Below are 13,564 nucleotides of genomic sequence, written 5' to 3'. Positions count from 1 at the left end.
GTCCATCTAGGGTGCCCCCACGGGATGCAGCCCCGCGAACTCCAGTCCGGCGGTCTCCTCGAACCCGAGGGCGACGTTCGCCGCGTGGACGGCCTGCCCCGCGGAGCCCTTCATCATGTTGTCGATCGCCGAGAAGACGACCACGCGACCGTTGCGCGGGTCGAGTTCGAAGCCCACCTCGGCGACGTTGGTTCCGGCGACCGCCTTCGGCTCGGGGTAGCGGTAGACCCCGCCGCCGCCGGCGACCGTCCGGACGAACGGCTCGTCCTCGTAGGTCTCGCGGTACGCCCCCCAGAGGTCGCCCTTGGTGACGGGGTCGTCCGGGAAGACGTGGCAGGTCGCGCTCGCGCCGCGCACCATGTCCACCGCGTGGACGGTGAAGGCCACGCGCGTGCCGAGGTACGCCTCGATCTCCGCCTCGTGGCGGTGGCCCGTCGGCGCGTAGGGGCGGACGACGCCCGAGCGCTCGGCGTGGCTGGAGGCCTCGCCGCCGCCCGCGCCGCCCTCCGAGGAGCCGACCTTCACGTCCACGACGATCCGCTGGTCGCCGCCTCGCGGGTCGCTCCCCTCCCCGCTCGACCGCTTCGCGGTGGTGCGCACCGCGCCGTCGATCATCCCCGCCTCGACGAGCGGGAGCAGTCCGAGGACGGTCGCCGTCGCGTTACACCCCCCGGCGGCGATGAGGTCCGCGCCGGGCAGCGCCTCGCGGTTCAGCTCGGGGAGCGCGTAGGTCGCCTCCGCCAGCAGCTCGGGGCGCTCGTGGCCGTCGTACCACTCGTCGTAGAGGTCGGCGCTGGGCAGGCGGAAGTCCGCGGACAGGTCGACCACGGTGTCCGCGGCGTCGCGAAAGGCGTCCACGTGCTGCATCGAGACGCCGTGGGGCGTCGCCGCGAACAGCACGTCCACCGACTCGAGGTCCTCGGGGTCGGTGAAGCGCAGGTCGAGTTCCCGGAGGTTCGGGTGGGCGTAACCCATCGTCTTCCGGGTGTACTTCCGGCTGGTCGCCTGGACCACCTCGAACTCGGGGTGGCCGGCGAGCAGGCGGAGGAGTTCCCCGCCGGTGAAGCCGGACGCGCCGACGACCGCCGCGGTCGTTCGGCTCACGCGGACACCTCCGCCGCCCGCGCGGCCTTCGACTCCAGCCAGTCGGCGACGCGGGCGGGCACGTCCACGTCGGTGGCCTCGGTGAGCGCCTTGAACTCGACGGTGTGGTTCACCTCGTGGATCGTATAGCCCGAGGCGGTCTCCATCAGGTCCACCCCGAGAAGGCCGCCGCCGACGGCCTCGCTCGCGCGGGCGACGAGGTCGCGGACCTCGTCGTCGACCGCGAACGTCTCGGTCGTCGCACCCTTCGCGGCGTTGGTCAGCCAGTGGTCGGAGGAGCGGGCCATCCCGGCGATCGGCTCGCCGTCGACGGCCAGCACGCGGAGGTCGCGGTCGGGCTTCTCGACGAACTCCTGGACGTAGAACACCTTGTGTTCGTAGTGGCCGAGCGTCTCCTTGTGTTCGAGGATCGCCTCGGCCGCGCTCCGGGAGTCGATCTTCGCCATCAGCCGACCCCACGACCCGACGACGGGCTTGAGGACGCAGGGGTAGCCGAACGACTCGATGGTCTCGAGCGCCGCGTCGGCGGTGAACGCGACTTCCGTCTCGGGGGTCGGAACGCCCGCGTCGGCGAGCGCGAGACTGGTACGCACCTTGTCGGCGCAGATCGTCGCCGTCTCCGGGGCGTTCACCACCGGGATCCCGTAACTCTCGACGAACTGCGTCGCGTAGATGCTGCGGCTGGTGGCGAGACACCGGTCGAGGACGAGATCGCAGTCCGCGAGCGACGCCGGCGGCTCGCGCAGGCCGAAGCGCTGGGAACGCACGTCCACCTTCTCGACCTCGTGGTCGCGCTCGCGGAGTTCGTTGAGCAGGAGCTTCTCGTCCCGCCGGATCCGGGAGTAGAGCACGCCGATCCTCATCGACCCACCCCCACGCCCGCCCGCCCGTTCGCGTCCGCGCCGACCCTCCGCATCCTCACTCCCCCCAGTCTTCTTCGAGTTCGGGCGCGGTCTCGAGCGTCACGGGGTCGACCTCGATGACCTCGAGTTCCGCACCGCAGGTGTCGCAGTCGATGATCTCTCCCACTTCGATGTCGTCGTACAGGGTCACGTCGGACCCGCACTCGGGACAGCTTGCCATTGTACTTCCCTCTCCCACGCAGGGATACTTAAATCCGTCGAACTTATCATAAAATTTACATAGTCGCAGACCCCTCTACGCGCGTTTCAGGCGAGTTTGACGCGTTTGCGGAAGTTCCGCAAATTGTATGTGTGTGCTCGTCCCCGAGGGGACGGCGGCACCGGTCGCGGTCGCGGTGCCGGGAGCGGTGGTGCCGGGCGTCGCGCCGGGAGCGACCGCCCCCGGTGCGGCGGTCGCGCTGGCGGGAGCGTCGGCTCACACATAGGACGACACCTCCGCGGCGAGTTCGTCCGCGGCCGCCTCGAGCGACGCGCGACGGTCGGCGAGCGTCGACTCGTCCGCCGCGAGCGCCGACGCGGCGGCGTCGAGCTGGGAGGCGACCGCCTCGGGGGCGGGTCCCCCGACGGAGTCGCGGCTCTCGACGCTCCGCGCGGGGTCGAGCGCCGCCTCGACGGCGGCGGGATCGACGTAGGTCGAGAGCGGTTCGCCGAGCACCTCCTCCGCGGCGGCCTCGACGGCGGCGACGTCGGCACCCCGCTCCCCGGCACGTTGCGCCGCGCGACTCCCGGCGGCTCCGCCCGTCCGTTCCGCGGCGCGCTCCGCCGCGACGGCCACCATCTCGTGGGCCGTCCGGAAGGGCAGGCCGTGCCGGGCGAGCAGGTCGGCGACGCCCGTCGCCGTCGAGAAGCCCTCGCCGGCGGCCGCCGCGAGCGTCCCCTCGGGCCACGTCGCGGTCGCCACCGCGCCCGCCGCGACCTCCGTCGCCTCCGTCGCGGCGTCGACGGCGCGCCAGGCGTGGGGCGTCGCGCGCTGGAGGTCGCGGTTGTACGCCCGCGGAAGCCCCTTCAGCGTCGTGAGCAGGCCGGTGAGCCCGGCGCTCGCGTCCCCCGCGCAGGCGCGGACGAGTTCGAGCGTGTCCGGGTTCTTCTTCTGGGGCATGATCGAGGAGGTCGAGGAGTAGTCGTCCGAGAGGTCGACGTACCCCCTGTTCGCGAAGAGGACGAGGTCCTCCGCCAGCCCGGAGAGGGTCGTCGCCAGCACCGCGAGCGCGCCCGCCGACTCCGCGAGGAAGTCGCGGGCCGCGGCGGCGTCCATCGCGTTCTCGATGACCCCGTCGAAGCCGAGGAGGTCGGCCGTGCGCTCGCGGTCGACGTCGAAGGTCGTCCCCGCGAACGCCGCCGCGCCGAGCGGCGACCGGTTCACCCGCCCGTAGGCGTCGAGCAGGCGGGCGGTGTCCCGGCGGAGCGCCTGCTCGTAGGAGAGCGCCCAGTGGGCGACGGTCGTCGGCTGGGCGGGCTGGAGGTGCGTGAAGCCGGGCATCACGGTTTCGACGTGCTCCTCGGCCACCCCGACGAGCGACTCGCGCAGGAGGAGCGTCGCCTCGACGGCGGAGAGCAGGTCCTCGCGCAGGCGGTGGCGGATGCACGCGGCCACCTCGTCGTTGCGCGAACGGGCGGTGTGCATCTTCCCGCCGACGGGGCCGATCTCGTCGATGACGGCCGTCTCGATGGCCGCGTGGACGTCCTCGCCGTCGGGGAGCGACCCATGGCCGTTCACCTCGACGATGTTGAGCGCCGTGAGGATCCGCCCGGCCTCGTCGTCCCCGACGATCCCCCGCTCGGCGAGCATGACGACGTGCGCGCGGTCGACCGCGAGGTCGGCGGCGAAGATGCGCTCGTCGGCCGCGAGCGACGAGAGGAAGCCCCGTGCGGGGCCGCCGCTGAAGCGGCCGCGGCGGACGACGTCGCTCCCGTCCTGGTCGCCCTCGCCGGTCATCGGTTCAGTCCCCGTCGCCGCCGTCGGTCAGCAGCGCCTCCTCGGCACCCTCGACGGCCGTCCCCTCCAGGATGGAGTTGGCGAGGCGAGCCTGGAAGCCGTGGTACTTCGCCACGCCCGTCGCGTCGGCCTGCGCGATGCCGTCGACCGTCTCGGTGTTGAACGAGGCCGCCGACTCGGAGTAGACCGCGTAGTCGCTCTCGCGGGCGACGGCGCGACACTGCCCGCCCTCCAGCTTCAGGGTGACGGTGCCCGTCACGCGCTTCTGGGTCGCGTCGACGAACCCGTCGAGGGCGGTCACGAGCGGCGCGGCGAGCAACCCCTGGTAGGCCTTCTCGCCCCACTCCTGGTCCACCCGCTCCTTGAACGCGCGCTCCTCCTGCGTCAGGACGAGCCCCTCGAGCGCCTCGTGGGCGGTCAGCAGGGCCGTTGCCGCCGGGTGCTCGTAGTTCTCGCGCACCTTCAGCCCGAGCATGCGATCTTCCATCAGGTCGGTGCGGCCGACGCCGTGCGCGCCGGCAAGGTCGTTGAGCTGCTCGATGAGGGCCACCGAGTCGAGTTCCTCGCCGTTCAGCGAGCGCGCGTAGCCGTCCTCGAACCCGATCTCGACGAGTTCGGGGTCGGCGCTCCCGGGCGTCTCGGTCCACTCGTAGATGTCCTCCGGCGGGACGTAACTCGGATCTTCCAGGTCGTCGCCCTCGACCGAGCGACTCCAGAGGTTCGTGTCGATGCTCCACGCGCCCTCGTTGCCGCCCTCGACGGGCAGGTCCTTCCCGGCGGCGTACTCGATCTCCCACTCGCGGGTGAGGCCGAGTTCGCGCACCGGCGCGATCACCTCCAGGTCGGAGTCGCGCCAGACCGCCTCGAAGCGGAGCTGGTCGTTGCCCTTCCCCGTGCAGCCGTGGGCGACGGCGTCGCAGCCCTGCTCCTCCGCGACCTCCAGGATCGCCTCGGCGATGACCGGGCGCGCGAGGGCCGTCCCGAGGGGGTAGCCCTGGTAGTCGGCGTTGGCGCGGACCGAGCGGAGACAGAGGTCGGCGAACGCCGCCGTCGCGTCGACGACGTAGTGCTCCAGGTCGAGCGCCTCGGCCGTCTCCTCGGCTTCGTCGAACTCCTCTTCGGGTTGGCCGACGTCGACCGTGACGCCGATCACGTCGTCGTAGCCGTACTCCTCTTTCAGCAGCGGTACGCAGACCGTGGTGTCGAGCCCGCCGGAGAAGGCGAGCGCGACCGTCTTCTGTGTCATCGTGGTTGAATCTCGTGCGTGTGTCGTGTTCGAAAGCGGTGCGGACCGGGACGGTGGGGGTGAGTAGAGTAGGGCCTAACGGCCCGGTCGCGGTCGCACGAGAACGAGTCGGCACCCGCCGCTGGCGAAGGGGCCACCAGCGCCGAGGCGGGTCCGTGTCATTATCGAGTCCGTACGTCCCCGGCCACATAAACCTGACCCGGACGGCAAGCGCCGCCGATATGCGTCTGCGACGCAAACGCACGGAATCGCGATCCGAGACGGGGCGCATCGGGATCGTCCGCTCGCTTCGCCGGGGGATAGCCGACAGTATATCCGAACGGGGGATCACGGAATAGACGGTGTACAGCCTCAACGCCCCGACCTCGCCGGCCGCGGACGCCCTCGTCGCGGACCTCCAAGGCGACCTCCCCGCGGGCGTCCGCCGCCGTCACCGCCCGACGCTCGTCGTGAAGCGCCTCGGCGGGGGCGACCACCGCCGCGTCGCCGCCCGGAGCCGGGGCGCGCTCTCCGACGCCCCCGCCTGTGCGGCCCGCACCGACGGCCTCGAAACCTTCCACGGTCCCACCGGCCCGATCCTCTATCTCGCGGTCGAGAGCCCCGGTCTGCGCCTCCTGCACGACCGGCTCTGTGCGGCGTTCGACCCCGTGGCCGGCATCGAGGGGGCGGACTACGTCCCGCACGTCACGCTCGGTCGCGGCGGCGATCCGGGGGCGGTCGCGCGGCTCCGCGAACGGGACGTATCGCCCGTCGAGTGGACGATCGACGAACTCTGGCTGTGGGACGGCGACCACCGCGAGCGGGTCGAGTCGATTCCCCTCGGCCGATAGTGAACCGCGAGGCGGTGTGGATGCGGAGGTCGGCGGACGAAAGCGCGCCGCGTGCGCGGTCGGTCAGGGCCTCGGAGGTGCGCCCGCCCACGCGTCCATGTCGGAGTAGAAGTTGAGCATGGCAAAGCGGAGCTTTCCGGGATCGACGTCGATGGTCTCGACGCGCTCCTCGGGCGGGAACGCCTCCAGGACGCTGTACTTGCGCATCTCCCGCCGCGCGCGGCGGGTGTAGCGCTCGTCCAGGAGGATCCGGACGCCGAAGTCCTCGGGCGAGCGGACGACCCGCCCGAGCGCCTGCCGGGTCTTCCGGATGGTGGGCACCTCGACGGCGTACTCCCAGCCCGGGTCCTCGCGGCCAGCGTCCGCGAACGCCGTCGCGTAGGCGTCCTGGACCGCCTCCATCCGGTCGTCGAGGTGCGGGTACGGGATCCCGACGACCACGACCGTGCGGGCGTCGTCGTCGTCGAAGCTCACCCCCTCCGCGAGCGTCCCCCAGAGCGAGGTGAGCAGCGCGCCGTTACCGTCCTCGACGAACCGCCGGCGCAGGTCCTCGACCGGCGTGCCCGGCTCGTCGAGGTAGAGCGTCGCGTCCACCGAGAGCAGGTCGTGGTAGCGCTCGGCCTCGCGATAGCTCGGGAAGAACAGGAGCGCGTTGCCCGGCGTGAATTCGATCGCGTCCTCCAGCGCGCCCGTCACCTCACGCTGGGTCGCGGGGTCGTCCCGCCGGCTGGCGAACAGCGCGGGAACGTCCACGGCGTAGGTGCGACGGCGCTCCTCGGGGAACTGCTCCCCGTAGGCCATGGTGACGGGACCGCCGTCCCCCTCGTTTCCCCCGCCTCCGCCGCCGTTCCGCGAACCCTGTCCGTCCGATCCGTCCGCGCCACCCAGCCCGAGCACGTCGCCCAGCACGTCGAACGGTCGGAGCGTCGCGCTCATCAGCACGCTCGCGGCGAGTTCGTCGAACAGCGGCTCGGTCACCTGCCGCGGGATGCAGGTGTACAGCTCCGCCCGTCCGTACACCTCCTCCGAGCCACCGTCGCGCCGGACGGAGACGACCGGGTACTGACCCTCCTGGTCCGAGTCGCGCAGCCAGTCGTCGACGAACGTGGCGGCCTGGAGGACGCGACACTCCTTTCTCGTACGCGTCTCGCCCTCCTTGTACGCCTCGTGGTACCGCCGATCGAGCGCCGCGCCGAGTTCGAGCGCCTCGTCCAGGTCCTCGTGGATTCCCCGGCCGGTGTAGGCGTCGAGGAAGGCGAGCGTGAGGTCGTCGCGCCCCCGCTCGTTCGTGATCGAGAGGTCGTACCACGAGTCGCCCACCGACTCGCGCTCGCCGAACGCCAGCGCGTCGTCGTAGGTCCGGACGAGCGCCTCCCGGAACGCGCGGACGACGTTCCGCGCGGCGGCCTCCCGCGGGTCCGTCACCTCCTCCAGCTCCGCGAGCGCGCCGTCGAGCGTCGGCTCCGCGAGCGTTCGGGTCGCGTGGTCGCGCGCGGCGTCCTCGACGTTGTGCGCCTCGTCGAAGACGACGATGACGTCCTCCGGATCGCGGCCGATCCACCGGAAGAACTGCTCTCTGATCGTCGGATCGAGCAGGTGGTGGTAGTTGCAGACCACGAGGTCGACGCCCTCCATCCCCTCCTTCAGCAGTTCGTAGCCGCAGAATCCCAGCTGTCCGGCGCGCTCGTAGATCTCCTCCGGGGTGCGCACGTCCTCGAACAGCCAGCCGTAGAACTCGTCCGTGTCGCCGGTGAGGTTCTCGTAGTAGTGCTCGCAGGTGGCCGCCTCCCGCAGCTCCTCGAGTTCGTCGTCGAGCGCGGCGAGTTCGTCCATCACCGCCTGTCGCCCCTCGGCTGCCCCAGACTCGCCCCGCCGGGCCTCCGCCAGGAGTTCGTCGCCGCGGTCGCCCAGATCGTCTCGGTCGCGCTCTGCCTCCACCAGCGAGCGCGTCGTGTCGCGGAGCGCCTGGCACTCCTCGTAGCCGACGTCGATGTGGCACATCGACCCCTTCCCGCGGAAGACGACCGCGCGGATCGCCTCCTGGCGGGTGATCGCGCGCGCCTCCTCGATGAACTGCCGGGTCTGCTGGTGGACGTTCGTCGTGATGACGACCGTCTTCCCCGTCCGGCGGGCGTGCTCGAGCGCCGGGACCAGCGCCGCGAGGGTCTTCCCGGTCCCGCAGGCTCCCTCGAAGAGGACGTCCCGGCCGTCCTCGAACGCCGACGAGATGGTCGCCATGGCCTCGCGCTGGTGGTCGTACGGCTCGCCGTACGGGAAGAAGCGCAGGTACGCCGGCTCGCTCACCTCGGTCACTGTCAGCGGATTGTCCGCGATCGGTTAAAAATCCTCACACCCACCTTTTGCTGTCGCCGAAAGGCGCTCCGCGCCTTTCGAGATCTCGGAAGACCTCCGGTCTTCCGATGACTCGTCGGAGCAGCTTTGCTGCTCCGAGATGACGAGAGACGCCTCTGGCGTCTCTCGAACCACGCTCGGCGGCGAAGTCGCCTCGCTGGTAAAAGCTGGAGCAAAAGCCGGCATCACCCCCTCGCTGCGCTCGGGGGTTCCTTGGCCCGCTCGCTCCCTTCGGTCGCTCGCGGGTGTCGCGCTGGCGTCGGCGGTGGCGGTCGAGTCGGTCGGATCGTTTGATCTGTCCGTATCTTTATATCCAAGAGGGGGACCAGCGTCCGTGTGACGTGAGAATCGTCGCGGGGCGCTCGCGGTTGCGCGACGCCACGCCCCGCGAACCACCCTCGCCGCGGCGTCGTCTGCTCGCCAAGGTGCCCTGCTGTGTACGCCGAAGGTGCGGTCTCGAAACGTCCACAGAAACCGCATCTCACCTCCTCCGCCGGACGAGCACCGTGAGTCCGGCATGCTTCCACGTCCTCTCGGCTCACAGGGTGGGTTCGACCCGTCCGCTCCTTCGCTCACTGCGTTCGCTCAGTCGCGGGGGAATCGAAGCACGATGGTGGAAACGGTCGCGACGGCGGCCCCTGACCTTCCGCGCTACCGTCCGGCACGATATCCGCGAGCGAGGCGAAGCCGAGCGAGCGGGCCAAGGAATCCCCGAGCGAAGCGAGGGGGTGACGCAGGCTTTTGGTCCAGATTTTGCCAGCGGGGGGTCCGAAGGACCCCCGCGCAGCAAAAGGTGGTGGTGGTGGTCGTTCACCGCTCGGGTTCGATGTACACCTTCCGGATCTGCGGTTCGTGCTCGATGAGCGCGCGTTCGATGGCGGTGATGCGGTCGTCGATCTGCTCCGTCTCCAGGCCGTCCTCGAAGCTGACGTCGGCAGTCACGACGAGTCGTTCGGGGCCGAAGAACACCGTCCGGAAGTCGTCGATGTGGCGGACGCCGTCCCATCGGGCGACGATGCCCTTGAGGGCCTGTTCCTCGTCGCTCGGGAGGCTCTCGCCGATGAGCAGGCGCTTGTTCTCCCACGCGAGCGCGAGCGCGAAGCCCATCAACAGGAGCCCGATGAGGAAGGACGCTACGGCGTCGTAGATGGGGTTTCCGGTCCACCGCGAGAGGAAGATGCCGACGAGCGCGAGCGCCGCACCGCCGATGGCGATCGAGTCCTCCGTGAACGCCGTCAGCGTCGTCACGTCGCTGGTCTTGCGGAACGCCTCTCGGATGGTCGACCAGCCGTGCTCGCGCATCTGCGCGCTGAGGCCCTGGAACGCCTTTCGAAGCGCGTAGCTCTCGAAGGCGATCGCGCTGAGCAGGACGGCGTAGTTCACCCAGACGTTCGGAAACGTGACGCCCGCGACCGTCGTCGTCCCCGGGCTGATCGGGTGGGGGTGCACGATCGCCTCGTACCCGTGGCTGGCGCTCTCCCACCCCGCGATGCCGAAGAGGAGGACTGCGACCAGAAAGGAGTAGAAGAACTGCGCCTTCCCGTACCCGAACGGGTGTTCGCGGCTGGCCTCCTTGCCGCTGTAGCGGATGCCGAACAGGAGGAAGATCTGGTTGCCGGTGTCGGAGATGGAGTGATAGGTCTCTGCGAGCATCGAGGGACTGCGCGTGAGGAGATAGCCGACGAACTTCAGGACCGCGATCGCCGCGTTCGCGAAGAGAGCGGCGAGGACGACGGACTTACTGCTGGCCATTACCTACCGACAGACGAGCATCCGCCAAAGAGCTACCGCCGGGGAGACCGCCAGCGATTCGAGGCTCGGCGTCGTGATCGGATCCATGATCACGGTGATCTCCGATACGCACGGTCGCGAGGGCCACCGCCTCGACGGGCGCGCCCTGGAGGCGGTTCGGGAGGCCGACCTCGTCTGTCACGCCGGCGACTTCCTCACCGAATCCGTGCTCGACGCCTTCGAGTCCGAGAGCGCCGCGTTCGTCGGCGTCGTCGGGAACAACGACACCCCCGCCGTTCGCGAGCGCCTCCCGAGGACCCGCACGGTCGAGTTCGGCGGCGTCCGCATCGCGATGGCCCACGGGCACGAGCACACGGAGACGGCGCTCGCCATGCTCGGTCGCCAGGAGAACGCCGACCTCGTCGTGGTCGGCCACTCCCACCGACCCGAGTTCGACTCCCTCGGGTCCGTCCCCGTCCTGAACCCCGGCAGCCACGCGGACCCGCGGTGGTACGAACCCGCGCACGCGGAACTCCAACTCGACCCCCTCCGGGGGCGACTCGTCAGACCGGACGGGAGCACCATCGACGAGTTCGAGGTGTGAGCGACGGCGGACGGCGCTCGACTCGCCGTCCCGCGTGCGGGAGAACGGTTCAGACGAACCCCTGTGGGGTTGAAGCCGCACCTGGCATGGCACATGTGTGGTTGTGTGGTCTCACCGAGTTCGGGTAGCTCTCTTGCCGAGTCGAAACGAGAAGGAGGGCGGTCGAGACGGGGAGGGCCGAAGCGACGGGAGCAACTACGTGAGCACGTAGCATATACCCGCGGATGGCTCAAACGACCGTTTGAGCGATCCGGCCCGAAACGGCTTTGCTCGGCGAGCCGTCACGTCAGGCATGGTCTTCGGTCTCGACCCCGTTCTCGTCGTCATCATCGGCACCGTCGTCGCGATACTCGTCGCGCTCTACCTCATGTTCCGCCGGACGATGCTCGCGTTCCGGGAGGGGTACGACGGACGGCGGTGAGCGCCGGTGGCGGAACGCGGAACGTCGACGGGCGTGAGGAGTCGGCGAGCACGGGAGTGTGGGCCGCGAGCGGGCGCACTGCGTGCGCCGATCAGCGGATCTCGGCGATGCGCTCGACGGCGGTCTCCACGTCGTCGCGCGAGACGTCCCAGTGGGTGACGAACCGGACGGTGTGCTCGCCGAACTCGGAGCCGGCGACGCCGACCTCGCCGATCCGGTCGAGGAACGCGCTCGCGGGCTCCTCGGTCTCGACGAGGACGATGTTCGTCTCGGGGTCCTGAACGACGAGGCCGGGGAGGTCGGAGAGCCCTTCCGCGAGCGCCCGGGCGTTCTCGTGGTCCTCGGCGAGTCGGTCGACGTTCTCGAGCGCGAGCAGGCCGGGTGCGGCGATCATCCCCGCCTGGCGCATCCCGCCGCCGAAGAGCTTCCGCACGCGGCGGGCGTGCTCGACGAACTCGGCGTCGCCCGCGAGCATCGACCCGACGGGCGCGCCGAGGCCCTTCGAGAGGCAGGTCATCACGGAGTCCACCTCGCGGACCACGCGATCGAGGGGGACGCCGCGTGCGACGGCGGCGTTGGCGACGCGCGCGCCGTCGAGGTGGAGGGGGACGCCGAGGTCGTGGGCGGTCTCGGCCGCCGCGTCGAGCACCTCCGGCGCGAGCGCGACGCCGCCCTTGCTGTTGTGGGTGTTCTCGAGCGCGACGAGGCCCGTCCCCGGCCGGTGGCTGCTCGCCTCGACGTACGCCTCCTCGATCTGCCCGGGGGTGAGCGCGCCGCGCTCGCCGCCGTCGACCGGGCGGGGCTGGACGCCCGAGAGCTGGGCGACGCCCCCGAGTTCCCACTTGTAGACGTGGCACTCGCGCTCGCAGATCAGCTCCTCGCCGCGGTCGGCGTGGACGCGGACGGCGATCTGGTTGCCCATGGTGCCGCTGGGGACGTAGAGCGCCGCCTCCTTGCCCAGCAGGTCGGCCGCGCGCGCCTCGAGTTCGGCCACCGTGGGGTCGTCGCGGTGGACGTCGTCGCCCACCTCGGCGTCGCGGGCGGCCTCGCGCATCGCGTCGCTCGGCCGGGTGACGGTGTCGCTTCGGAGGTCGATCATGGCCGCTCGTAGCCCGCCCGGCGTCAAATACGCCGTGGTCCGTCCGCGACTCCGAAAGGGGTATCGGCGACGCGGCGGGAGGTCGACGCATGGACCCACGGATCAGGGAGCACGCGGAGATCGTCGTTTCGCACTCGACGGACGTACAGCCGGGCGACCTCGTGGTCGTCGCCGCCCCCGCCGTCGCGGAGGACCTCGTCGTCGCGCTCCACGAGGCCATCGGCGACGTCGGCGCGACGCCCGTCTTCCTCGGGAAGAGCGACCGGGCAGAGCGCGCGTACCTCCGCGCCGTCGACGAGGACGACCTGCGGACGCCGGAGCACCTGCAGGCGCTCTACGAGCGCGCGGACCGCGTGATTCGCGTCCGGGCGAAGGAGAACGCCACCGAGACGAGCGACGTGCCCACCGAGACGAACGCCGCCCACTCGCGCGCCTACCAGCCCGTCCAGGAGACCGTCCTCGGCAAGCGCTGGTGTCTCACGCAGTTTCCCACCCCCGCGGGGGCGCAACTGGCCGAGACGAGCACGGCGGCGTACGAGAACTTCGTCTGGGACGCCATCAACCGGGACTGGGACGCCCAGCGGGAGTTCCAGGCGAACATGGTCGAGCGCCTCGACGCCGCGAGCGAGGTGCGGATCGTCTCGGGCGAGACGACCGACCTCTCCATGAGCGTGGACGGGATGCGCACGCAGAACGACTACGGCGAGTACAACCTCCCCGGCGGGGAGGTGTTCACCGCGCCCGTCCCCGACAGCGTCGAGGGCGAGGTCCTGTTCGACAAGCCGGTCTACCAGCAGGGCCGTGAGGTGACCGGCGCGCGCCTCGTCTTCGAGGGCGGCGAGGTGGTCGAGCACGGGGCCGACAAGAACGAGGAGGTCCTGAAGGAGATCCTGAACACCGACGAGGGGGCGCGGCGGCTCGGCGAACTCGGCATCGGCATGAACCGCGCGATCGACCGCTTCACCTACAACATGCTCTTCGACGAGAAGATGGGCGACACCGTACACATGGCGGTCGGCCGCGCCTACGACGACACCGTCGGCGAGGGACGGGAGCCGAACGCGTCCGCGATCCACGTCGACATGATCGTCGACATGAGCGAGGACTCGCGTATCGAACTCGACGGTGAGGTGGTCCAGCGCGACGGCACCTTCGCCTTCGAGGACGGCTTCGAGGGGTAGCGACGGGCCAGCGCGAGGGCCGTGCGGTCCGCGCAGCGGACGTTCGCCCCCGAACCGGACGCCGGAGAATCGACCCCAGTGACAACGGTCGTCAACCGTCTCCCCGATATTAATACATACTAAATATACTAAATCGC

At 70.5% G+C, this 13,564-nt stretch carries 13 protein-coding genes; 5 read left to right on the top strand and 8 right to left on the bottom strand.

Going from position 1 to position 13,564, the window contains the following annotated elements:
- Nucleotides 1-6: 6 nt before the first annotated feature.
- Genes NKI68_RS04000 through lysW form a run of 3 tightly spaced genes read right to left on the bottom strand, consistent with a single transcriptional unit; the run spans nt 7 to nt 2,187 of the window.
- Nucleotides 7-1,104, bottom strand: coding sequence for an N-acetyl-gamma-glutamyl-phosphate reductase (locus NKI68_RS04000; RefSeq protein WP_254545400.1), 1,098 nt, complete (start codon nt 1,102-1,104; stop codon nt 7-9).
- On the bottom strand, nt 1,101-1,967 hold the full coding sequence (gene lysX / locus NKI68_RS03995) for a lysine biosynthesis protein LysX (RefSeq protein WP_254545399.1): 867 nt from the start codon (nt 1,965-1,967) through the stop codon (nt 1,101-1,103). Before lysX ends, NKI68_RS04000 begins: the two co-directional genes overlap by 4 nt.
- A 55-nt stretch (nt 1,968-2,022) precedes the next feature.
- Nucleotides 2,023-2,187: a lysine biosynthesis protein LysW gene (gene lysW, locus NKI68_RS03990; protein ID WP_254545398.1), complete on the bottom strand. Its 165-nt coding sequence runs from the start codon at nt 2,185-2,187 to the stop codon at nt 2,023-2,025.
- Between the two features lie 127 nt (nt 2,188-2,314).
- On the opposite strand from lysW, the gene NKI68_RS03985 reads away from it, so the two are divergent.
- The gene (locus NKI68_RS03985; protein WP_254545397.1) at nt 2,315-2,452 is read left to right on the top strand and encodes a hypothetical protein; all 138 of its coding nucleotides are present in this window, start codon (nt 2,315-2,317) and stop codon (nt 2,450-2,452) included.
- Here the strand turns inward: NKI68_RS03985 and argH are convergent.
- Entirely contained in the window at nt 2,443-3,963 is a 1,521-nt protein-coding gene (gene argH / locus NKI68_RS03980) for an argininosuccinate lyase (protein WP_254545396.1), read from the bottom strand. The two genes, NKI68_RS03985 and argH, sit on opposite strands and share 10 nt — an antisense overlap.
- A 4-nt stretch (nt 3,964-3,967) precedes the next feature.
- The gene (locus NKI68_RS03975) at nt 3,968-5,209 is read right to left on the bottom strand and encodes an argininosuccinate synthase (RefSeq protein ID WP_254545395.1); all 1,242 of its coding nucleotides are present in this window, start codon (nt 5,207-5,209) and stop codon (nt 3,968-3,970) included.
- A gap of 341 nt (nt 5,210-5,550) precedes the next feature.
- On the opposite strand from NKI68_RS03975, the gene NKI68_RS03970 reads away from it, so the two are divergent.
- Complete coding sequence (locus NKI68_RS03970) at nt 5,551-6,039, top strand: 2'-5' RNA ligase family protein (protein ID WP_254545394.1); 489 nt, start codon at nt 5,551-5,553, stop codon at nt 6,037-6,039.
- Nucleotides 6,040-6,102: 63 nt separating this feature from the next.
- Here NKI68_RS03970 and NKI68_RS03965 read toward each other — a convergent pair whose 3' ends face one another.
- Together NKI68_RS03965 and NKI68_RS03960 are read right to left on the bottom strand one after the other, a co-directional pair.
- Entirely contained in the window at nt 6,103-8,352 is a 2,250-nt protein-coding gene (locus NKI68_RS03965; RefSeq protein ID WP_256562670.1) for an ATP-dependent DNA helicase, read from the bottom strand.
- A gap of 849 nt (nt 8,353-9,201) precedes the next feature.
- Nucleotides 9,202-10,143: a cation diffusion facilitator family transporter gene (locus tag NKI68_RS03960; RefSeq protein WP_254545393.1), complete on the bottom strand. Its 942-nt coding sequence runs from the start codon at nt 10,141-10,143 to the stop codon at nt 9,202-9,204.
- 85 nt (nt 10,144-10,228) lie between these two features.
- Between NKI68_RS03960 and NKI68_RS03955 the strand changes: the two genes are divergently transcribed.
- Both NKI68_RS03955 and NKI68_RS23510 read left to right on the top strand, forming a co-directional pair.
- Nucleotides 10,229-10,726, top strand: coding sequence for a metallophosphoesterase (locus NKI68_RS03955; protein ID WP_254545392.1), 498 nt, complete (start codon nt 10,229-10,231; stop codon nt 10,724-10,726).
- 292 nt (nt 10,727-11,018) lie between these two features.
- Nucleotides 11,019-11,147, top strand: a complete 129-nt coding sequence (locus tag NKI68_RS23510; protein ID WP_256562669.1) for a DUF7859 family protein — start codon at nt 11,019-11,021, stop codon at nt 11,145-11,147.
- Nucleotides 11,148-11,238: 91 nt separating this feature from the next.
- Here the strand turns inward: NKI68_RS23510 and ltaE are convergent, their stop codons facing one another.
- Entirely contained in the window at nt 11,239-12,246 is a 1,008-nt protein-coding gene (gene ltaE / locus NKI68_RS03950) for a low-specificity L-threonine aldolase (RefSeq protein ID WP_254545391.1), read from the bottom strand.
- Between the two features lie 89 nt (nt 12,247-12,335).
- On the opposite strand from ltaE, the gene NKI68_RS03945 reads away from it, so the two are divergent.
- The gene (locus tag NKI68_RS03945; protein ID WP_254545390.1) at nt 12,336-13,427 is read left to right on the top strand and encodes an aminopeptidase; all 1,092 of its coding nucleotides are present in this window, start codon (nt 12,336-12,338) and stop codon (nt 13,425-13,427) included.
- Nucleotides 13,428-13,564: the final 137 nt, after the last annotated feature.

Source organism: Halomarina pelagica, from assembly GCF_024228315.1.
GTDB classification, from domain to species: domain Archaea; phylum Halobacteriota; class Halobacteria; order Halobacteriales; family Haloarculaceae; genus Halomarina; species Halomarina pelagica.
Note: the sequence above shows the minus strand (reverse complement) of the source record. Positions and strands in the feature narration are given on the sequence as shown.